This is a genomic window from Agromyces sp. NPDC057865 (genome assembly GCF_042796995.1).
GTDB lineage: Bacteria > Actinomycetota > Actinomycetes > Actinomycetales > Microbacteriaceae > Agromyces.
Genome location: NZ_JBHVMJ010000001.1, coordinates 694,627 through 714,683, shown reverse-complemented (window position 1 = coordinate 714,683; position 20,057 = coordinate 694,627). Strand labels below are relative to the sequence as shown.

Below are 20,057 nucleotides of genomic sequence, written 5' to 3'. Positions count from 1 at the left end.
GTGTGCAAGTTCGTAGCATGGACGCATGCCGTCCGACATCGACGCGGGCCGTCGCCCTCGTCGAGACGCCACGGCCAACCGCGAAGCCCTCCTGGCCGCCGCCGCCGACGCCCTCGGCGAGGCATCCGATGCCCCGCTCGAGCGCATCACGAGTGCGGCCGGCCTCACCCGTCGCGCCTTCTACGGGCACTTCGCGAACCGCGACGAGCTCGTGGTCGCCGTCATCGACGTGGGCGCCGCGCGCCTGAACGCGATCGCCGCCGAGACCGACGACCCGCACGCCCCCACGGCGATCGCGCTGCTCGGCGCGCGGCTCTGGGGTGCCGTCGAGCACGTGCGCGTCCTCGCCGGCATGGCCGTGCGCGAGCCGTACGCCGCGCACGCCGCCGAAGCGCTGGCACCCGTGCGCGAGCGCCTGCGCGCCCTCGTCGAGCGCGGCGTCGCCGAGAGCACGGTGCGCCCCGACATCCGCGCCGACGTGCTGGCCCGACTCATCGAATCGGCCGCCATCGCCGTGCTGCTCGAAGCGGCCGTGACCGGCATCGCCGACGCCGAGGGGCGCCGCCTCGTGATGCTCGCCGTGCTCGGCACGGCCGGGCTCTCGTGGCAGGACAGCACCGAGCTCATCGATACCGCGCCCGCGCTCGCGGCACCGATCGCGTCAGGAGAGCCCGCGGCATGAGGATCGAACTGCGCGGCGTCGGCAAGGGACGCCGCTCCGAGGCGCTGCCCACGACCACCGTCGGCTTCGAGTCCGGCCGGGCCACGCTCGCGCGTGCCGAGACCGAGCAGCGCCCCACCGTCCTGGGCCTCCTCGCCTCGGGCCGCATGCGACCCGACACCGGCACCGTGACCATCGACGGCCGAGCGGATGCCGCCGCGATCCGCCGCACGGTCGCCCTCGTCGACGCGCCCGACGTCTCCGATCCCGCGCCGAACGTGACCGTCGCCGGCGTCGCCGCCGAGGAGCTCATGTTCGCGGGCGTTCCCTCGAACCCCGTCTCCGTCGCCCGCTGGCTCGACGACCTCGGCCTGCGCGACGTCGCGCGGATCCCGATCGCGAACGTCGAGCCGGTCGTGCGGCTGCGCCTGCTCACCGAGCTCGCGATCCTCCGCGACGACGTCGAGGGACTCGTCCTCGTCTCCCCCGACCGCCACGGCGGCGACCCGCTCGAGTGGTGGGACCTCGCCAAGCGCCTCGCCGATCGCGGGTTCGCGGTGCTCGTCATCGCGGGCGACGCGTCGGCCGCCGCCATCGGCGCCGCCGCGATGATCGAGCGCATGCAGGCCGACGAGGTCGACGAGCTCGCGGAGCACGCGGCCATCGCCGAAGGGGGGCTCGCGTGAAGGTCCCCCAGATGATCGCCGCCGAGCTCCGGCGGCTCACGTCGACGCGCATGTCGGTCATCGCGCTGCTCGCACTCGTCGCCGTGCCCGTGCTCTACGGCGGCCTGTACCTCTGGGCGAACCAGGACCCGTACGCGAAGTTCCCCGACGTGCCCGTGGCCCTCGTCGTCGAGGACGAGGGCACGCCGGCCACCGACGACGCGCCCGCGCGCAACGTGGGCGACGAGGTCGCCGACGAGCTGCTCGCCGATGGCGCGTTCGACTGGCACCGCGTCTCCGCCGAGCAGGCCGCGACCGGGCTCGACGAGTCCGCCTACGACTTCGCCATCACCATCCCGGCCGACTTCTCCGACGCGCTCGCCTCAGTCGGCACGGATGCCCCGCGGCAGGCCGAGATCGTGCTGTCGACGAACGACGCCAACAGCTACCTGGCCGGCACGATCGGCAAGCAGGCCGTGGAGCAGATTCGCGCCGTGATCGCCGAGCAGGTGGGACGCGAGGCCGCGTCGACGCTGCTCGACTCGATCTCGACCATCCGCACGAACCTGTCCGACGCCGCCGACGGCTCCGCACGCCTGGCCGACGGCGCCGCGCAGGCCGTCGATGGCGCGGGCCGGCTCTCCGATGGGGCATCCCGCCTCGCCGACGGGAGCACGCAGCTCGCCGACGGCACCGCGCAGCTCGCGGACGGGTCGGCGCAGCTGGCGGCTGGCGCGCAGCAGGTCGCCGACGGGAACGCGCAGCTCGCGGCATCCGCCGATCGCGTGGGCGCCGCCGTGGACGAGGCGACCACTGCGCTCCCGCAGGTGCGCGACGACGTCGCGGCGCGTCTCGCCGCGGCGGGCGTCGACCAGGCCACCATCGACGACGTGCTCGCGCGGCTCGACCCCCTCGGCGACGACCTCGCCGCCGGCAACGACCGCGTGCAGGAGGTCGTCGGGCAGATCGACCAGCTCGCCGCGGGCAGCGCACAGGTCGCTTCCGGCTCGTCCGACCTGGCCGCCGGGGCACGCACCGCCGCCGACGGCGCGGCCGAGGTGGCGTCGGGCTCGAGCGCGCTGCGCGACGGCATCGGCACGCTCGGCGACGGACTCGGTGAACTCGGCGAGGGCGCGGGCACGCTGCGCGACGGCCTCGCCGACGGCGTCGACGCGATCCCCGACTCCGACCAGGCCACGCGCGATGCCCAGGCCTCGACGATCGCCCACCCGATCGACCTCGAGACGAGCGCCGTGACCCAGGCGGGCAGCTACGGCGCCGGCCTCGCGCCCTTCTTCGCCGCGCTCGCGGGCTGGATCGGCATCTACGCGCTGTTCCTCATCGTGAAGCCGATCTCGCGACGCGCGGTCACGGCGCTGCACTCGCCGATCCGCGTGACGCTCGCCGGGTGGCTGACGCCCGGGATCCTCGGGGCCGTGCAGATGATCGGGCTGTTCGTCGTGCTCGCGGTGACGCTCGGGTTCCACATGGCGAACCCGTTCGGGACGCTCGGCGTCATGGTGCTCGCCTCGGCGACGTACGCGGCGATCATCCTCGCGCTCAACGTCTGGCTCGGATCGGTCGGGCAGTTCCTCGGGCTCGTGCTCATGGTGCTGCAGCTCGTGACCGCGGGCGGCACGTTCCCGTGGCAGACCCTGCCGGCGCCGCTCGCAGCCCTGCACCACGTGCTGCCGATGGGCTACGTCGTCGACGCGATGCGGCAGTTCATGTACGGCGGCGACCTCTCACGCGCCGGCACCGATGCGCTCGCGCTGCTCGCGTGGCTCGCGGGCGGGCTCGTGTTCGCGGCGCTCGGCGTGACGCGGATGACCCACTACCGCACGCTGCGCGACCTGCAGCCGAGCCTGATCGGCTGACGCGCTCGCGGGTTGAGGAGCGCGCGTCTCGAGCTCCGCAGGTTGAGGAACGCGCGCAGCGCGCGTCTCGAAACCCGCCTGCGCACCGGAGGATTTCGAGACGCGTCCGGCTCCGCCGGGCGCTCCTCGACCCGCGAGGGTGCTCAGGCGGGAGTCTGCTGGTGCGCCGCCACGCGCCAGGCGCCGTCGTCGTAGAGGTAGGTCGTCGACATGCGCAGGTCGGCCGTCTCCTCGCCGCGGCGCGCGACCGCCCGGTACACGAGCACGCCGGCGTGCTCCCCGAGGCGGATGACGGCGGGCTCGTGCAGCTCGTACGAGTCCCACGGCGGGGCACTGCGGAACGCCGCGCGAACCTCGTCGCGACCGAGCACCGCCCCTTCCACCACCATGAGTCCGTCGCGCGTCATCGCGCGCTGGTAGTGCTCGCCGCCATGCCCCTCGAGGATGGCCTTCCATCCGGCGTGCTCCTCGTGCAGGAGGCGGGCGGGCAGATCGTCGGTGATCTCGGTCATGCCCCAACGCTACTCGCCGCGCGTGCGCAATTCAGGTGCGGAGGTGTGTCGCTCGCGGTCCGCGCGGCGTGTCGCGCCGACACGCCGCGCGCAGACCTGAATTGCGCACACCACCCCGGGCTTCTCCTCCACGAGTGGGCGATCTTGGCTGCGAATCCCGGCGGATGCCGCCAAGATCGCCCACTCGGGAAGTTGGAACAGGGAGAAGGGGCACGGCGATGACGGATGCCGCGGCGCCGCCTCGCGGCATCCGCTCGGCTCGTGCGCTGCGCTCAGAGCCAGCCGCGGCGCTTGAAGACGCCGTACAGGCCGGCGGCGAATCCGAGCATGAGCGCGACCGCGAACGGGTAGCCCCAGGGCCAGTCGAGCTCGGGCATGTAGACGAAGTTCATGCCGTAGACCGCCGCGATGAGGCTCGGCGCGAAGATGATGGCCGCCCAGCTCGAGATCTTCTTCGTCTGCTCGCTCTGCGCGAGGGCCGTCTCGGAGAGCACGCGGATCTCCTCGTTCTGCCGCTGCGCGACGAGCGTCGAGTGCACCTGCAGCGCGTTCTGGAGGAGCTGCCGGAACCCGTCGCCGTGCTCGACGATGCGGATGACGTGGTCCTTCACGTCGCGGAGGTACCGCTGCAGCTCGAGCTCGACGCCGTACTTCTCGAAGCCGCGCTCGAGCGCGTCGAACATGCCCACGAGCGGGCGCGTCGCGCGCTGGAACTCCATGACCTCGCTCGCGAGGTCGTAGATGCGCCGGGTCACCTCGGGGTCGCCCGAGAAGAGCTGCTCCTCGATCTCGTCGATGTCGTTCTCGAGCCCCAGGTCGACCGGCACGTACTCGTCGACGACCTCGTCGAGCACGGCGTAGAGCACGGACTCGGGCCCCTTCGCGAGCAGCTCGGGGTTGCCCTCGAGCCGGCGGCGCACGCGCGCGAGGTCGGGGGACTCGGCATGGCGGATCGTGATGGCGAAGTCGGGTCCGATGAACACGTGCAGCTCGCCGAACTCGACCTGCTCGACGTCGTCGAGGTAGCGCGCCGGACGGAGCACGACGAAGAGGGTGTCGCCGTAGCGCTCGAGCTTCGCGCGCTGGTGGCCCTTCTTCGCGTCCTCGACCGAGAGCGGGTGCAGCCCGAACTCGCTCGCGAGCGCGTCGATCTCGCCGTCGGTCGGCCGGTAGAGGCCGATCCAGGCGAATCCGCCGTGGGCCTCGCGGGTCTCGAAGGTCTCCTCGAGGGACGCCGGCGTGGCGACCCGGCGGCCGCCCCGGTAGATCGCGTTGTCGACGACGGGCATCGGCTCAAGTCTCGTGCGCGGCGGCGCGCCGCGGCATCCGACACGCGGCGGGGTCGCGGCCGCCGGCCGCCGGTCGTGGGCAACGGCAGGGGGTCGCGGCAGTGCGGATGGGGCCGGGCGCCGGCTCAGGCGCTGTCGCTCGCGGCCCACTGGCCGCGCACGGCCGTGGGGCGCGAGCGCTCGAGCGTGCCCGGGGCGAGCCCGAGCCGTCCTTCGGCCGCGGTGTAGACGACGTGGTCGGCCTCGGCGCGCGTGACCAGGCCGATGGCGTGGTGCTGCACGGCCATGCCGTCGACGAGGGCGGTGAGCATGCGCGCGTCGCCGGCCGGATCGTCGCTGCGGCCCAGCCCCGCCTCGTCGAGCCGCTCGATGATGCGCGCGAGCCGTCGCTCGCAGTCGCGGTGGTGGCGCGTGAGCGAGGCGTGCAGCTCGGGGTTGCGGGGAGCCTCGCTCCACGCGTCGATCCAGACGAAGTAGTGCTCGCGGGGCGTCGAGGTGAGCCAGTCGGCCAGCGCCTCCACGGGCTCCACGCGCTCGGCGACCTCCTCGTCCCCCTCGAGCTCGGCGAGGACCGCGGCGTCGAAGGCCGCCGCGACGAGCTGCTCACGAGTGGCGAAGTAGTGCCGGATGAGGCCGTGGACCACGCCGACCTCCGCGGCGACGTCGCGCAGCGTGACGCGTGCGAAGCCGTCGCGCGCCACCAGGCGGAGCGTCGCGGCGAGGATCTGCTCCCGCCGCTCCGCCGGATCGAGCCGATTCGCCATGCCTCCATGCTACCCCTCTTGTCCATGCGGACAATGACTGCTAGCGTGTTATCCATGTGGACAAGAAGGGGTCCAGCGCTCGACGCGATCGATCGTCACCGCCGTCGTCTCACGGCCGGCGTCGTGGCCGCCACCGTGCTCATGTCGTCGGGCGCCATGGTCATCTTCCCCCTGCTGCCCACGCTCCAGTCGCAGCTCGACATCTCCACGGCCGACATCGGCTTCGTCGCCGCGGCGGGCTTCGCGGCGTCCCTCGCCGCCGAGCTCCTCGTCGCACCGTTCGCCGACCGCGGTCGCGCCCGCACCATGGGCGTCGCCGGGGTCGTGCTCATGACCGCCGCACTCCTCGGTTCGGCCATGGCGACCGAGAGCTGGCACCTCATCGCCGGTCGTGCACTCGGCGGCCTCGGCCTCGGCGTCTTCATGGCCGCGGCGAGCGCGCTGCTCGTGCGCGCCGATCCGGCGCGCGCCGGCGAGGCGCTCGGGCGCCTCGGCGCCGCCGAGCTGGCCGGCATCGCGCTCGGCCCGCTCGCGTCGGGCCTCGCGATCGCGTTCGCGTCGCCCGCGGCGATCCTCGCCTGGTCGGGCGCGGTGGTGCTGATCGGCGTCGCCCCGGTCCTGCTCGCGTTCCGCGAGCGCACCGACCCGGATGCCGCGGCGGCGGGCCAGGCGGCGGGAGCCGCCGAGGCGCGTGCAGCCGGGGGCGGTTCCGCCGCGGCATCCGTGGACCCTGCAGCTCGACCGCCGCGGGTGAGCTTCGACCTGCTGCGGTCGCCGATGGTGGTCGGCGTGCTGCTGCTCTACGGCGCGGTCATGGTGCCGACCGGCGCGTACGACGGAATCTGGCCGCGGTTCATGGCCGACATCGGCGCGAGCGAGTGGCTCACGGCGCTGAGCTACACGCTGTTCGCCGTGCCGTTCGCGCTCGTCGCGGGCTGGGCGGGTCGGCTCGCCGACCGTCGCGGCGGCGTCTCGGCCTACGTGCGCGGAGCCGTCGTGCTCGTGCCGATCGTCGCGCTGTACGGCGTCATCGGCAATCCGTGGGTCGCCACCGGCGTCGGCTTCGTCGAGTCGAGCGGTCAGGCGCTCGCGTTCATCGGCGCCGCGGCCGCGATGGCGCAGGCCGTGCCGGCCGCCCGTGCCGGCGCGTCGCAGGGGCTCATGCGTGCGTTCGGTCTGCTCACGGCCACGATCGCGGCCGCCCTCTCGGGCATCGCCTACGAGTCGGGCGGGCCGCTCGTCCTGTTCGGCGGCACGGCGATCGTCGTCGTCGTGATCGCGGCCGCAGGGCTGCTCGTGATCCGGTCGGCGCGGCGGCGGGCGCGGGCGGATGCCGCGGCATCCGTGGCGGCGAGCGAGGTCGACACGGCCGGCATCGCGGCATCCCTCGACGACCGGGTGCCGGCCCCGGCCAGCGACGAGACGATCGCCTGCCCGGCGGTGCCCTAGCCCGGCGTCGCCGACCAGCCTGCCGGGCCGTCGGATCCCGCCTCGTACTCCTCGAGCGGCACCTGATCCTTCCTCCAGGCGGCGAGGACGGGCTCGACGATGCGCCAGCACTCCTCGGCGACGTCGCCGCGGATGGACAGCGTCGGGTCGTCGCCCAGGATGCCCCTCAGCACCTCGCCGTAGGGCAGGAGCGCACCGGGGACCTGGTGCGCGACGAGGGTCGTCTGCTCGAGCTCGAACGGATCGCCGCCGCCGTTCATCGTCAGCCCGATCTCCACCTCTCCCGAGCTGAGGTCGAGCTCCATCCAGTCGGCGCCGGGCCGGCCCGCGAGGCCCTCGATGGGCTCTGCGGGGCGGAACACCGCGCGTGCGACCTTCCGGCCGCGTCCGAGCGCCTTGCCCGAACGGAGCAGGAACGGGACGCCGCGCCAACGCTCGGTGTCGATGGCGACCACCACCTGGGCGAGCGTCTCGGTGCGTCGGGCCGGATCGACGCCCTCCTCGTCGGCGTACGCGGGCAGCCGGCGACCGTCGATCGAGCCCGCGGTGTAGCGGGCCCGGCGACTCGCGGCGGCCGCGTCTCCGCCCCACACGGCCGTGTCCCGCAGCACGCGGGCCATGGCGTCGCGCAGCACCACCTCGTCCACGCGGTCGATCGGATCCATGGCCAGGAGCGCGAGCACGACGAGCAGGTGGCTCTGGATCATGTCGACGAGCGCTCCCGCGCCGTCGTAGTAGCCGGCGCGGCCCTCGAGCGCGAGGGTCTCGTCGTAGACGATCTCGAACCGGTCGATCACGCCGCCGTGCCAGATCGGCTCGATCATGCGGTTCGCGAAGCGGGTGCCGAGGATGTTCAACACGGTCGCGCGTCCGAGGAAGTGGTCGATCCGGTACACCTGCCGCTCCGGGACGATGCGCGCGAGGAGCTCGTTGAGCCGCCGGGCGCTGTCGCGGTCGACGCCGAACGGCTTCTCGAGGGCGAGCCGCGTGCCCTCGGGCACCGGCACGTGCTCGAGCACCGCGCACACCTCCGCCGTGACCGCGGGCGGCAGCGCGAAGAAGACGACCGGCACGCCGGTGCACTCGGCGAGCAGCCGGGCGAGCGCGTCGGGGTCGGTCGCATCAGCGCGGACGTACCGCGATGAGGACACGAGTTCGGAACGACGCGGCTCGAGCACGGCCTCGAACGCGGCACGGACGAGGTCGCGCCACTCCGCCTCGCCGAGGTCGTGCAGGCCCGAGCCGATGACCTCGAGGTCCTCGTCGTGCGCCGCCAGGAGCGTGCCGAGGCCAGGCAGCAGCAGGCGCTTCGTCAGGTCGCCGTCGGCGCCCAGGATGAGCAGCGTCTCGGATGCCGCCATCGGACTTCCCTCCTGCCGGCCGGCCTCGAACGGGCCGGGCCCTCCCACGGTATGACGCGCGCGACGTGGGCGCCCCGGACGGCGATGGGGTTGACAGCGGAGGCGCGGTCAGCGACGAGCGTGCCGGCGCACCCACTCGTGCATGACGATCGCCGCGGCCGCGCTCGCGTTGATCGAACGGGTCGATCCGTACTGCGTGATCTCGACGACGAGGTGGGCGGCGGCGAGCGCCTCGGCGCTGAGCCCGGGGCCCTCCTGGCCGAAGAGCAGCACGCAGCGCTCGGGCAGCTCGACGTCGTCGACCGGCACCGAGCCCTCGACGTTGTCGACGGCGATGACCGGCAGCCCCTGCTCGCGGGCCCACACGACGAAGTCGGCGACATCGGGGTGGTACGCCAGGTGTTGGTAGCGGTCGGTGACCATGGCGCCGCGCTTGTTCCAGCGGCGGCGGCCGATGATGTGCACGGTCTCGGCGGCGAACGCGTTGGCGGTGCGCACGATCGAGCCGATGTTCAGGTCGTGCTGCCAGTTCTCGATCGCGACGTGGAACGGATGCCGCCGCGTGTCGAGGTCGGCGACGATCGCATCGAGGCGCCAGTAGCGGTAGCGGTCCACGACGTTGCGCCGGTCGCCGTGCTCGAGCAGCTCGGGATCGAACCGCGGGTCGTCGGGCCACGCGTCGCGACCCCCGGGCCACGGCCCGACGCCCTGCGGCACGGTGGGCTCGTCGTGCGCCTCGTCGGCGCCGGCCGCGGGCGCGTCGGTCTCGTGGGTCACGCTGCAACGCTACCCGCGCCGACCGGGCGACGACCCCGGCGCGATGCCGGGGTCGTCGGGTGGATCGGACGGATCGCGTCTATCCGGGGAACGGCACGCCACCGCGGCAGGCGTCACCCGGGCTCGGGACCTCGCCCTTGAGCCCGGCGCGCACGTACATGCCGTAGCTCTGCACGTGTCCGCCCGTGACGGCGTCGTCGTCGAAGCCGGGCGGGTTGCCTTCGATGGCGTCGGGCAGGTCCCTCCCCGAGAAGGCGCAGGCGGAGTTCGCCCGGTCTGCGCCCGGGACCGGGCCGCCCTTGCCGTTGTTCTCGCCCGCGAAGGCGGCGCCGGCGCCACCGCCGACGACGAGGCCGAGTGCGACGATGCATCCGATCACAGCTCGTTTCATGGTTCTCACCTCTCTGTGGAGCCACGAGCGATCATCGGCCCGTCCCTGTTCGGCAGGGGCGTGCGGCCCCCGGGAGATCGCCCGATGCATCGGAACCTACTCCTCAACCACCTCAGCCGGTTACCCGCGTCCGGGTGACATCGCGAGGCCGAGCGACACGCGGTGGCAGGGTTTCGGCAGACCGAAATCCGTGTAATCTTTCGGTATGCCGAAATCTCCGGATGCCGCAGCGACGCGGCCCCCGATCGACACCGACCCGGCGCCCGCCGGGCTCGACGCCGAGCCGCGCAGCGAGGTCGCCGCCGGCGCCGACGAGGCCACCCCGCCGCGCACGCTCCGAACCCCTGGGCGTCCCACGATCCCGCGCCTCGCGTGGCTGATCGGCCCCGCGCTCGTGGCGGGCGTGGCCTACCTCGATCCCGGCAACGTCGCGAGCAACATGACGGCGGGCGCCCAGTACGGCTACCTGCTCGTGTGGGTCGTGGTGCTCGGCAACGTCATGGCGTGGCTGATCCAGTACCTCTCGGCGAAACTCGGCATCGTCACCGGACGCAGCCTCCCCGAGGTGCTCGGTGGCCGTATCCGCAATCCGTGGGGACGACGGGCGTACTGGCTCCAGGCCGAGCTGGTCGCCATGGCCACCGACCTCGCCGAGGTCATCGGCGGCGCGGTCGCCCTCAACCTGCTGTTCGGCGTCCCGCTCATCTGGGGCGGGCTCATCACGGGCGGGGTCTCGATCGTGCTGCTCGTGCTGCAGTCGCGGCGCGGTCCGCGCACCTTCGAGTTCGTGATCATGGGCCTGCTCGTGATCATCGCCATCGGCTTCACGGTCGGCGTCTTCATCGCGCCGCCGAGCCCGGCCGGCATCCTCTCGGGCCTCGTGCCGCGGTTCGACGGCGCCACCTCGGTGCTGCTCGCCGCCTCGATCCTGGGCGCCACGATCATGCCGCACGCCATCTACGCCCACTCGGCGCTCAGCCGCGACCGCTTCGCCACCCACCGCGGCGAGCAGGCGGGCGCACGCGTCGACGGCCCGTGGCACGGCTTCGGCATCCGCCGCGGCACGGATGCCTCGCCCGAGCTCCTGCCCGGCACGGCGACCGCCGTGCCGACGAACCGGCTCCTCCGGGCGACGCGCTGGGACGTGTCCATCGCGATGGCGATCGCGGGGACCGTGAACCTCTGCATCCTGCTGCTCGCCGCCGTGAACCTCTCGGGCGTCGAGGGGACCGACACGCTCGAGGGGGCGTACGACGCCCTCGGCGTCGCGCTCGGCCCGGTCATCGCGACGCTGTTCGCGGTCGGCCTCCTCGCCTCGGGCCTGGCGTCGACCTCGGTGGGCGCCTACGCGGGCGCCGAGATCATGTACGGCCTGCTCCGCGTTCGCGTGCCGCTCATCCTCCGCCGGCTCGTCACGCTCGTGCCGGCGCTCGCGATCCTCTGGCTCGGGTTCGACCCGACGCTCTCCCTCGTGCTCAGCCAGGTCGTGCTGTCGTTCGGCATCCCGTTCGCGCTCGTGCCGCTCGTCGCGCTCACCGCGAAGGCGGGCGTGCTCGGCCGGTGGCGCAACCACTGGGCGACGACGGCGGCCGGCATCGCGGCATCCGTGTTCCTCATCACGCTCAACGCCGTGCTGCTCTGGCTGGTGTTCACCGGCGCCTAGCGCCGCGGTCGTCGCGGCAACGGCCCACAACCGCCGCGACATGGGGGACCGCCCCGGGTGCCGGCACGGAATTGCGGAACCCGGGGCGGTCGTCTCGAGCCGGATGACGGATGCGGCCGGAGGGGGAACCGGCGCATCCGTCACCCGGATGCTGCGACGACGTCAGTCGTCGAAGTCGGCGCTCCATTGCGAGGTCGAACCCTCGGCGATGGAGTACCAGGCGGCGGGGACGGCCACCACGGTGGCCTCGCCGGTGACGCGCACCTTGCCGTTCGCCGACGTGACCTCCTCGCCGTTCACGTAGTACGTGATGCCGGCGATGTTCTTCGGCACCTGCACCTCGTCGTGGGCCGTGCCGGGGCGATCCTTGAACGTCGGCTCGCCCGGCGTGGCCGGGGTGGTGAGCACCGGCACCTTCGACCAGTCGAGGTCGCTCGCGAAGTAGTACGAGGTGTACGCCGGCTGGTTGTAGGTGGTCTGCTGGCGCGCGGTCTCCGCGCGGTACTGCACGTCGTGCATGAGCGTCGTCAGCTTGTGCGTCGTGATCTCGGTCGGGGTGAAGATCCGCAGCGCGCTCGAGTCCGCCGTGCGCACGAGCAGTTCTTCGCGCCAGTCGCCGAACACGTCGGCGACGAGCGACGGGTTGCCCTTCGTGCCGTTGTTCGTGCGCGTGTTCGTGGCGGTGAGCACGCGACCGCGCTTCCAGTCGTCGATGGTCGTCGTCTGGTTGCCGCTGCCGTTCACGACCTGCGTGGTGAGGTCGGGCGACCAGCGGATCGACATGTTCGTACCCGGCGAACCGCCCGGGATCACGGTGCCGTCGGCCGCGCGCAGGCGCATGCCCCAGTTCTCGATGCCGGGCACCTCGGGCAGGATGTCGCCGATCATGCCGCGGCCGGTGTCGCGACCGGAGTACTCGCCGAAGAGCACCTCGCCCGTCGCGGCATCCCGCATCGCGGAGCCGTACGGCGCGGAGGTCGCACCCTCGTGCACCGTCCAGACCTCGAGGCCCGGACGCGCCGGGTCGATGTCCGCGACGTGCATGGCGTCGCCGTGCCCGAGGCGGGCGTTCTGGCCGGGCGCCGCGCTGCCCGCAGGAAGCACGCCGAACGAGCTGTAGAGCAGGCTGCCGTCGTCGTCGATGGTGGCCGAGCCGTAGACGAGCTCGTGCTTCCCGTCGCCGTCGACGTCGGCCAGGCTCAGCGAGTGGTCGCCCTGCGTGGTGATCGTCGCGTACTCGGGGTTCGTGCCGTCTCGTCCGTGGGGCGAGTCGTTGAACGGGTTCGTCATGGGCACGTGGCCGCTGTCGACGAACCAGTGCTCCTTCAGGTGCGTGCCGTCCCAGTCGTAGGTCGTGACGGTCGTGCGCGTGTAGTAGCCGCGCGCGAACACGGCGGTCGGGTGCTGGCCGTCGAAGTAGCCCACGCCCGAGAGGAACCGGTCGACCCGGTTGCCGGGCTCGATGCGGGTCATGGCGTAGTCGCCCCAGAGCAGGCCGTCGTCGCCGCGGCCGGGCTTGTAGGGGATCGTCTGCAGTTCCTCGCCCGTCGCGCTGTCGAAGACCGTGAGGTACTCGGGCCCGTCGACGATGAACCCCTCGAACTCGCGCAGGCGGTTGTTGGCGCTGCGGCTCGGCGCGTAGACGTCGATGAAGTAGTCCGCGAGCTCCTCGGCGCTCTCGCGCGTCAGCGGGTACTCGTGCGTCACCGGCACGCCCCATGCCTGCTCGAGCGTCGCCGGCCACTGGCCGGACACGACCTCGGGGCGCTCGCTCCAGCCCTGGAACATCTCGACGAGGTGGTCCTGGTAGCCGGCGGCGCTCAACCGGTAGTCGTCGGTGTGCGCGTAGCCCGCCTCGACGTCCTCCTCGGGCATCGTGACGAAGGCCTCGCCCGCGACCGAGCCGTCGGCCGCGTAGCGGATCGACTTCGTGCCCGGCGCGGTCTTCAGCATGGTCTCCGAGCGGCCGTCGCCGTCGAAGTCGTACACGAGGAACTGCGTGTAGTGGGCACCGGCGCGGATGTTCACGCCGAGGTCGAGGCGGTTGAGCAGCGTGCCGTCGAGCTCGTACGTGTCGAGGTAGACGGGGCCGGTGTAGCCGCGCTGCGAGACGTCCTTCGAGTTCGAGGGGTCCCACTTCACGACGAACTCGTACTGCCCGTCGCCGTCGACGTCGCCGACCGACACGTCGTTGGCCGAGTAGGTGTAGGCCTCGCCCTTGGGGGTGACGCCGTCGGCGGGCTTATGCAGGGGCAGGTCGTGGGAGCCCTGCGCCCAGGCGGTCACGGGGTCGGATGCCGCGAGCTCGATGCCGTTCACCACGGGCGCGACGGTGTACTGCGCGGTCGCGGTGCCGGCGGCATCCGCGTAGTTCGTGCTGTCGGTGACGGTCGCGACCTTCACGCCGTCGCGGTAGACGGCGAAGTCGGGACCGGCCAGGCCGGTGTCGGTGGCGCCGGTCGCCTCGGAGGCGAGGAGGCGCCAGCTGAGGAACACGCCCTGAGCGGTCGACACCGCGACGAGGCCTCGGTCGAGGGCCTCGAGCTGCGGGACGCCCGTGGGCACGGAGTCGGGCGGTGCGGCGGTCGCGGGCTGCGCGACGCCGGCGATCAGGCAGCCGGCGGCGGCGACCGCCAGCGCTGCGCGGAACGGATGGTGTCCGAGATTCATCGTCGAATCCTTCTCTGGGCTGGTGACCCGGTGTGGGATAGCGCTTTCCGTGCGGGATCGAAACTATCCCCCTGACGAGGGACGGTCAAGTCCCAGTCGGACGAGTGACACGAATCGGGCGGTGCGGGCCATGCGTCTCGATACGCGTCCGGCTGCGCCGGGCGCTACTCGACGACCGGAGGATGCGCCGCCCGCTATCCTGAGGCCGATGCCAGCCACGAGCCCCGCGATCGAGGACTACCTCAAGACGGTGTACGCCCACACCGAGTGGCAGCCCGACCCCATCACGCCGAAGGTGCTCGCCGACCGACTCGGGGTCGCGCCGTCGTCGGTCACCGAGATGGTGAAGAAGATGGCCGCGGCCGGGCTCGTCTCGCACGTGCCCTACGGCGCGGTGCGGCTGACGGATGCCGGGCTGGCACGTGCGCTCGCGGTCGTGCGCCGCCACCGCCTCATCGAGACCTGGCTCGTGCAGGAGATGGGGTACGGCTGGGACGAGGTGCACGACGAGGCCGAAGTGCTCGAGCACGCGATCTCCGACCGGCTCCTCGAGGCGATCGACGCCCGACTCGGGCGACCGGTGCGCGACCCGCACGGGGACGCGATCCCGGGCGCCGACGGCACGCTGGTCACCGAGCCCGCGGTGCGCCTCGACGAGGCGCCGGTCGGGCACACCGGACGCGTCATCCGGATCAGCGACCGCGACCCCGCCGTGCTACGCGAGCTCGAGGAGGCCGGCGTCGGCCCGGGCAGCGAGCTCGCCGTCGACGCGGCCGACGCGGCATCCGTCGCCGTCGCCGTCGCCGGGTACACGCGCGCCATCGCCCGCGACGCGGCCGCGGCCATCTGGGTCACCGCCTGAACGGACGGCACCCGACACCGCCTCGATCGAGCCCGTTGTCCGCCCCTGACGAACGCCCTCCCCTTCCGCGCCTCCGTCGTGCACGATGGTGTGATGGGACACAAGGCACCCAAGATCACCCCTGAACTCACCGACGCGCAGTGGGAGCGGATGCTGCGCTACGGCGTGTCCATCCCCGCCGAAGCGGGCGATGTCCTCTTCACGTCCGGCGACCGATGGTACGACCTCATCCTCGTCGAGTCCGGCTCCGTCGACGTCGTCCGCGATCCCCTGAAGTGGATCGACGAGACCCTGATCGCGAACCTCGGCCCGCGCACCTTCGTGGGCGAGCTCGGGCTCCTCAACGGGCAGCGCGCCTTCCTCACCGCCCGGGTCGCCGAGCCCGGGCGGATGCTCCGCATCGACCACGACGCCCTCCAGCGCATGATGGCCGAGGACGACGAGCTGTGCGACCTCATGCTCCGCACCCTCTGGGCGCGCCGCGAGGAGCTGCGCCGCGGGCCCGCAGCATGGACGCTGAAGATCATCGGATCCGAGCGGTCGCGCGAGGCGGTCGCGCTGCGGCGGTACGCCGAGCGCCTCGACCTCGTGCACACGTGGGTCGACGCCGACGACCCAGAGCGGGCGGCGGCGTTCGCTGGCCACGGCTTCACCCGCGACGACCTACCGGTCGCGATCGTGCAGGGCGAGAACCTCCCGCACGCGACCCCCGGCCAGCTCGCCGAGCTGCTCGGCCTCGCGTACGCCGCCGAGGACGACGCCACCGTCGACCTCGCGGTCGTCGGCGCAGGGCCCGCCGGCCTGGCCGCGGCGATCTACGGGGCATCCGAGGGCCTCGACACCGTGCTGCTCGACGCCGTCGCACCCGGCGGGCAGTCGTCGGCCACCTCGCGCATCGAGAACTACCTCGGCTTCCCGTTCGGCGTGTCCGGCGACGACCTCACGGCGCAGGCCTCCCTGCAGGCGATCAAGTTCGGGGTCCGCGTCGTCGCCCCGTGCGAGGCGGTGCGACTCGAGTCCGACACCGGCGCCCTGCGCCTCACGCTCACCGACGGCGCGGTCGTGAACGCGCGCGCGGTCATCGTGACCACCGGGGTCGCCTACCGCTCGCTCGGACTCGACCGCTGGAAGGAGTTCGAGGGCGCCGGCATCCACTACGCAGCTTCCACGATGGAGCTCCGCCAGGTGGCGGGCTCCGAGGTCGTGGTGGTCGGCGGCGCGAACTCGGCCGGCCAGGCGGCGCTCGCGCTCGCCGCGAACGGATGCCACGTGCGCCTCGTCGTGCGCGCGAGCGAGCTCGGCAGCCAGATGTCGAGCTACCTCGTCGACCGCATCGTCGACGACGCCCGCATCGACGTGCACACGAGCACGCAGGTGGTCGGCCTGCACGGCGACGAGAACCTCGAGCGCGTGACGCTGAGCGGCGCGGTCGAGGACACCGTGGACTGCCGAGGCCTGTTCTGCTTCATCGGCGCCGAGCCCGCCACCGAATGGCTCGCCGACGTCGAGCGCGACGAGGCCGGATTCGTGCACACCGGTGCCGACGTCATCGCCCTCGACGACGCATGGCGCGACCTCGGACGCATGCCGCTGCCGTTCGAGACCTCGGTGCCGCGCGTGTTCGCGGCCGGCGACGTGCGACGCGGCTCGATGAAGCGGGTCGCCGCCGCCGTCGGCGAGGGGTCGAGCGCCGTCGCCCCCGTGCACCGGGCTCTCGCCGCGGCCGAGGTGTTCGTGTGAGCGACCTCGCCCCGCCGCCGTCGGGCACCGGCTGCGGCGACTGCGACGAGGGCGGCGGCTGGTGGTTCCACCTGCGCCGCTGCGTCGAGTGCGGGCACGTCGGATGCTGCGACGCCTCCCCCGCGCAGCACGCACGCCGGCACTCGGAGCAGACGGGGCATCCGGTGGCCACCTCGTTCGAGCCCGGCGAGCACTGGTTCTGGAACTACGTCACGGAGTCGTCGGCGCCGCGCGTGCCGCTGAGCCCCCCGCTGTCACGACCCGAGGAGCAACCCGCGCCGGGGCCCGAGGGACGGGTTCCCGAGGACTGGGAGTCGCTACTGCACTGAGCCGGCACGTCCCGGGCTCGACGTGGCGGTGCGGGAGGCGAAGCGCCCGCGGCATCCGCCGTTCATCGGGCTGTGACGTGCGCGCCCTAGGCTTGACGCATGGGACGACGTGAAGAGGTCGAGGCCTGGCTGACCGACATGGACGGCGTGCTCGTGCACGAGAACCACGCCCTGCCCGGTGCGGCCGAGCTCCTGCAGCAGTGGGAGGACTCGGGCACGCCCTACCTCGTGCTCACGAACAACTCGATCTTCACCGCCCGCGACCTCTCGGCGCGGCTCCGCGCGAGCGGGCTCAACGTGCCCGAGGACCGCATCTGGACCTCGGCGCTCGCGACGGCCGACTTCCTCAAGCAGCAGCTGCCCGGCGGCACCGCGTTCGTCATCGGCGAGGCCGGCATCCTCACGGCGCTGCACGAGGCGGGCTTCGTGATGACCGAGACGAACCCCGACTTCGTGGTCGTCGGCGAGACGCGCAACTACTCGTTCGAGGCGATCACCAAGGCGATCCGCCTCATCGGGAACGGATCGCGCTTCATCGTCACGAACCCCGACGCCACGGGCCCGTCGGCCGAGGGCCCGCTGCCCGCGACCGGGGCGATCGCCGCGCTCATCACCAAGGCGACCGGCAAGGAGCCGTACGTCGTCGGCAAGCCGAACCCGATGATGTTCCGGTCGGCGCTCAACAAGATCGGCGCGCACTCCGAGAACACCGCGATGATCGGCGACCGCATGGACACCGACATCGTGGCGGGCATCGAGGCCGGCCTGCACACGGTGCTCGTGCTCACCGGCATCAGCGACCAGGCCGAGATCGAGCGCTACCCGTTCCGGCCCGAGGAGATCCTCGCGGGCGTGCACGAGCTCGTCACCGAGCCGGCCGAGACCGAGCTGTAGGGCTCGAGCGCGCTCAGCGGAACCAGAACTTCATCTCGCGGCGGTACTCCTCGGCCTCCATGATGGCCTCGGCCTGCTCGCGGTCGAGCGTGCGCACCTTGCGCGCGAACCGCCGCTCGGAGAACAGCCACTGGAACAGCAGCCACAACGCCACCAGCACACCCGCACCGACCCAGAACGTCCAGTCCACACGCACCTCCGAGCACACCCTAGCGGCTCGGCGGGTGGGGCTCGGTCGCCGGGACGACGCTTCGCTAGGCGAGGCGGCCGAGCGCCTCGTCGAGCAGGTCCCAGAACCGGTCGACGTCGAGGGACGTCGCGACCCACGCGTTCGGCTCGCGCCGCAGCATCCCGTCGAGGTCGACGCTCGTGGCGCCGGCCGTCTCGGTGCCGACGAGCTCGACGTCGAGCCGGGTGTGCACGCTCGTCACGACCTCGGGGTCGACGAGCACGGCGACGGCGACCGGGTCGTGCAGCGGGCCGTCGGGCATGCCGAACACCTCGGCGTTCGTGCGGCAGAAGAACTCGAGCAGCTCGTCGCCGAACGCCGCCGTGGCCGTGCCGACCGCCGCGAGCCGCTCGCGCACCGCCGCCGTGACGAGCGCCGAGTGCGTGACGTTGAGGCCCACCATCGTGAAGCGCACGCCGCTCGCGACGACGATCGCGAGAGCCTCGGGGTCCACCCACGCGTTGAACTCCGCGTACGGCGTGACGTTGCCGCGTCCCGTCGAGCCGCCCATCCAGACGATCTCACGGATCCGGCCGGCGAGCTCCGGTCGCTCGCGCAGCAGGATCCCGACGTTCGTGATCGGACCGGTCGCCACGATCGCGACGGGCTCGTCGGCGGCGAGCAGCACCTCGGTCATGAGCTCGACCGCGCCGCGGGGATGGAGGTCGATCGCGGGCTCGGGCAGCTCGGGGCCGCCGAGCCCGTTCTCGCCGTGGATCCACTCCGCCGTCTCGAGCCGCCGCGCGATCGGTCCTGCCGCGCCGGCGGCGACGGGTACGTCGGTCACGCCCGCCACCGTGAGCGCGATGCGCGCGTTGCGGCTCGTGTGCTCGAGCGGCACGTTGCCGCCGACCGTCGTGATCGCGAGCAGCTCGAGCGACGGATGCCCCGCCGCCAGCCAGATCCCGAAGACGTCGTCGTGCCCGGGATCGCAGTCGATGATGACGGGGATCGTCATCGGGTCGCCCCGCCGTCGCTGCCGTCGTCGTCGGCGAGCCCGGCGGCGCGCAGCACGGCGTCCCGTGACGCGTAGGAGTCGACCGTGCCGCGGGCCTGCACCGCGAGGGCGCCCGCCGCGACCGCGATCCGCAGCGCCTCCTCGAGCGAACGCTCCTCGGCGAGGAACGCCGCCAGGGTGCCCGTGAACCCGTCGCCTGCGCCGGTCGTGTCGACGGCGTCGACGTGCGGCGCGGGGACGGTCCACGAGCCGTCGGCGGATGCCGCGACGGCACCGGCCGAGCCCAGCGTCACGACGATCGAGCGCGCGACGCGTCCCACGGCGGATGCCGCGGCGGCGCGCCAGGCGTCGGGCGAGGCGTCCACGGCATCCGTGCCGATGCCGACCGCCCGTGCCTCGTGCTCGTTGAGCACGAGTGGATCGGCGACCGCGAGCGTCGCGGCGGCGACGGGCGCCGGCGGCGCGAGGTTGAGCACGAAGCGCACGCCCGCCGCGCCGGCGACCTCGGCGACCCGATCGATCGTCGCCACGGGGAGCTCGCCCTGCGTCAGCACGAGCGCGGCCGCGGCGATCCGGTCCCGCTCGGCGTCGACGACGTCGGGAGTCACCTCGAGGTTGGCGCCGCTCGTGATGACGATGGTGTTCTCGCCGGATTCCGCGACCGTGATCTGGGCGACGCCGGTCGGGGCATCCGCCGCTCGACCGATGCCGCCGGTGGGGAGGCCGAACCGCTCGAGCGTCGCGACGGCGAAGTCGCCCGCGGCGTCCGCGCCGATGCGCGCGACGAGGTCGACGGACGCCCCGACCGCGTGCGCGGCGACCACCTGGTTCGATCCCTTGCCACCGAGCGCGACCTGGAACCCGTGCGAGCGGATCGTCTCGCCCGGCTCGGGGAACTCCTCGACGTAGCTCGTCGAGTCGACGTTGAGCGAGCCGACGACGACGACCCGAGCGGATGCCGCCACG

General features: G+C 72.8%; 19 protein-coding genes. 9 read left to right on the top strand and 10 right to left on the bottom strand.

Translation table 11 applies throughout. The annotated features are described in order from the left end of the window. The first annotated feature begins 25 nt into the window (after nt 1-25). The 3 genes from ACFVN5_RS03290 to ACFVN5_RS03280 are packed head-to-tail and all read left to right on the top strand — an operon-like array spanning nt 26 to nt 3,203. The gene (locus tag ACFVN5_RS03290; protein ID WP_376953199.1) at nt 26-682 is read left to right on the top strand and encodes a TetR/AcrR family transcriptional regulator; all 657 of its coding nucleotides are present in this window, start codon (nt 26-28) and stop codon (nt 680-682) included. After that, a complete protein-coding gene (locus ACFVN5_RS03285; RefSeq protein ID WP_376953198.1) occupies nt 679-1,347 on the top strand; it encodes a hypothetical protein in 669 nt (222 codons plus the stop codon). The genes ACFVN5_RS03290 and ACFVN5_RS03285 overlap by 4 nt, the downstream gene beginning before the upstream one ends. After that, complete coding sequence (locus tag ACFVN5_RS03280; RefSeq protein WP_376953196.1) at nt 1,344-3,203, top strand: YhgE/Pip family protein; 1,860 nt, start codon at nt 1,344-1,346, stop codon at nt 3,201-3,203. The genes ACFVN5_RS03285 and ACFVN5_RS03280 overlap by 4 nt, the downstream gene beginning before the upstream one ends. 143 nt (nt 3,204-3,346) lie before the next feature. On the opposite strand, the gene ACFVN5_RS03275 is transcribed toward ACFVN5_RS03280, so the two are convergent. From ACFVN5_RS03275 to ACFVN5_RS03265, 3 genes are all read right to left on the bottom strand, one after another. Further along, nucleotides 3,347-3,715: a nuclear transport factor 2 family protein gene (locus ACFVN5_RS03275; RefSeq protein WP_376953195.1), complete on the bottom strand. Its 369-nt coding sequence runs from the start codon at nt 3,713-3,715 to the stop codon at nt 3,347-3,349. 272 nt (nt 3,716-3,987) lie between these two features. After that, a complete protein-coding gene (locus tag ACFVN5_RS03270; RefSeq protein ID WP_376953194.1) occupies nt 3,988-5,004 on the bottom strand; it encodes a magnesium and cobalt transport protein CorA in 1,017 nt (338 codons plus the stop codon). Nucleotides 5,005-5,129: 125 nt separating this feature from the next. Further along, the gene (locus ACFVN5_RS03265) at nt 5,130-5,768 is read right to left on the bottom strand and encodes a TetR/AcrR family transcriptional regulator (RefSeq protein ID WP_376953192.1); all 639 of its coding nucleotides are present in this window, start codon (nt 5,766-5,768) and stop codon (nt 5,130-5,132) included. A 54-nt stretch (nt 5,769-5,822) separates the two neighbouring features. Between ACFVN5_RS03265 and ACFVN5_RS03260 the strand changes: the two genes are divergently transcribed. Then, nucleotides 5,823-7,217, top strand: a complete 1,395-nt coding sequence (locus tag ACFVN5_RS03260) for an MFS transporter (protein ID WP_376953191.1) — start codon at nt 5,823-5,825, stop codon at nt 7,215-7,217. Here the strand turns inward: ACFVN5_RS03260 and ACFVN5_RS03255 are convergent. The 3 genes from ACFVN5_RS03255 to ACFVN5_RS03245 all read right to left on the bottom strand — a co-directional run bounded on the left by ACFVN5_RS03255 (nt 7,214) and on the right by ACFVN5_RS03245 (nt 9,746). Next, the gene (locus ACFVN5_RS03255; RefSeq protein WP_376953190.1) at nt 7,214-8,578 is read right to left on the bottom strand and encodes a glucose-6-phosphate dehydrogenase; all 1,365 of its coding nucleotides are present in this window, start codon (nt 8,576-8,578) and stop codon (nt 7,214-7,216) included. The genes ACFVN5_RS03260 and ACFVN5_RS03255 overlap by 4 nt on opposite strands. Before the next feature lie 108 nt (nt 8,579-8,686). Then, entirely contained in the window at nt 8,687-9,355 is a 669-nt protein-coding gene (locus ACFVN5_RS03250) for a TrmH family RNA methyltransferase (RefSeq protein ID WP_376953189.1), read from the bottom strand. A 79-nt stretch (nt 9,356-9,434) separates the two neighbouring features. Then, complete coding sequence (locus tag ACFVN5_RS03245) at nt 9,435-9,746, bottom strand: hypothetical protein (protein WP_376953188.1); 312 nt, start codon at nt 9,744-9,746, stop codon at nt 9,435-9,437. 205 nt (nt 9,747-9,951) lie between these two features. Between ACFVN5_RS03245 and ACFVN5_RS03240 the strand changes: the two genes are divergently transcribed. After that, entirely contained in the window at nt 9,952-11,409 is a 1,458-nt protein-coding gene (locus ACFVN5_RS03240) for an Nramp family divalent metal transporter (RefSeq protein ID WP_376953187.1), read from the top strand. Nucleotides 11,410-11,571: 162 nt separating this feature from the next. Here the strand turns inward: ACFVN5_RS03240 and ACFVN5_RS03235 are convergent, their stop codons facing one another. After that, the gene (locus ACFVN5_RS03235) at nt 11,572-14,079 is read right to left on the bottom strand and encodes a rhamnogalacturonan lyase (protein ID WP_376953186.1); all 2,508 of its coding nucleotides are present in this window, start codon (nt 14,077-14,079) and stop codon (nt 11,572-11,574) included. Between the two features lie 208 nt (nt 14,080-14,287). Between ACFVN5_RS03235 and ACFVN5_RS03230 the strand changes: the two genes are divergently transcribed. The 4 genes from ACFVN5_RS03230 to ACFVN5_RS03215 all read left to right on the top strand — a co-directional run bounded on the left by ACFVN5_RS03230 (nt 14,288) and on the right by ACFVN5_RS03215 (nt 17,904). Next, complete coding sequence (locus ACFVN5_RS03230; RefSeq protein ID WP_376953185.1) at nt 14,288-14,941, top strand: metal-dependent transcriptional regulator; 654 nt, start codon at nt 14,288-14,290, stop codon at nt 14,939-14,941. 93 nt (nt 14,942-15,034) lie between these two features. Further along, nucleotides 15,035-16,681 carry an FAD-dependent oxidoreductase gene (locus tag ACFVN5_RS03225; RefSeq protein ID WP_376953184.1) on the top strand — a complete coding sequence of 549 codons (1,647 nt, stop codon included), beginning with the start codon at nt 15,035-15,037 and terminating at the stop codon, nt 16,679-16,681. Next, nucleotides 16,678-17,010, top strand: coding sequence for a UBP-type zinc finger domain-containing protein (locus tag ACFVN5_RS03220; protein ID WP_376953183.1), 333 nt, complete (start codon nt 16,678-16,680; stop codon nt 17,008-17,010). The genes ACFVN5_RS03225 and ACFVN5_RS03220 overlap by 4 nt, the downstream gene beginning before the upstream one ends. A gap of 99 nt (nt 17,011-17,109) precedes the next feature. Further along, nucleotides 17,110-17,904 (top strand): HAD-IIA family hydrolase, encoded by a 795-nt coding sequence (locus ACFVN5_RS03215; RefSeq protein WP_376953182.1) that lies wholly within the window; start codon nt 17,110-17,112, stop codon nt 17,902-17,904. 13 nt (nt 17,905-17,917) lie between these two features. Here ACFVN5_RS03215 and ACFVN5_RS03210 read toward each other — a convergent pair whose 3' ends face one another. The 3 genes from ACFVN5_RS03210 to ACFVN5_RS03200 all read right to left on the bottom strand — a co-directional run bounded on the left by ACFVN5_RS03210 (nt 17,918) and on the right by ACFVN5_RS03200 (nt 20,056). After that, complete coding sequence (locus tag ACFVN5_RS03210) at nt 17,918-18,094, bottom strand: hypothetical protein (protein WP_376953181.1); 177 nt, start codon at nt 18,092-18,094, stop codon at nt 17,918-17,920. A 64-nt stretch (nt 18,095-18,158) separates the two neighbouring features. Next, nucleotides 18,159-19,091, bottom strand: a complete 933-nt coding sequence (locus tag ACFVN5_RS03205) for a nucleoside hydrolase (protein WP_376953180.1) — start codon at nt 19,089-19,091, stop codon at nt 18,159-18,161. Continuing rightward, on the bottom strand, nt 19,088-20,056 hold the full coding sequence (locus ACFVN5_RS03200) for a ribokinase (RefSeq protein WP_376953179.1): 969 nt from the start codon (nt 20,054-20,056) through the stop codon (nt 19,088-19,090). Before ACFVN5_RS03200 ends, ACFVN5_RS03205 begins: the two co-directional genes overlap by 4 nt. Between the last annotated feature and the right edge of the window lies 1 nt (nt 20,057).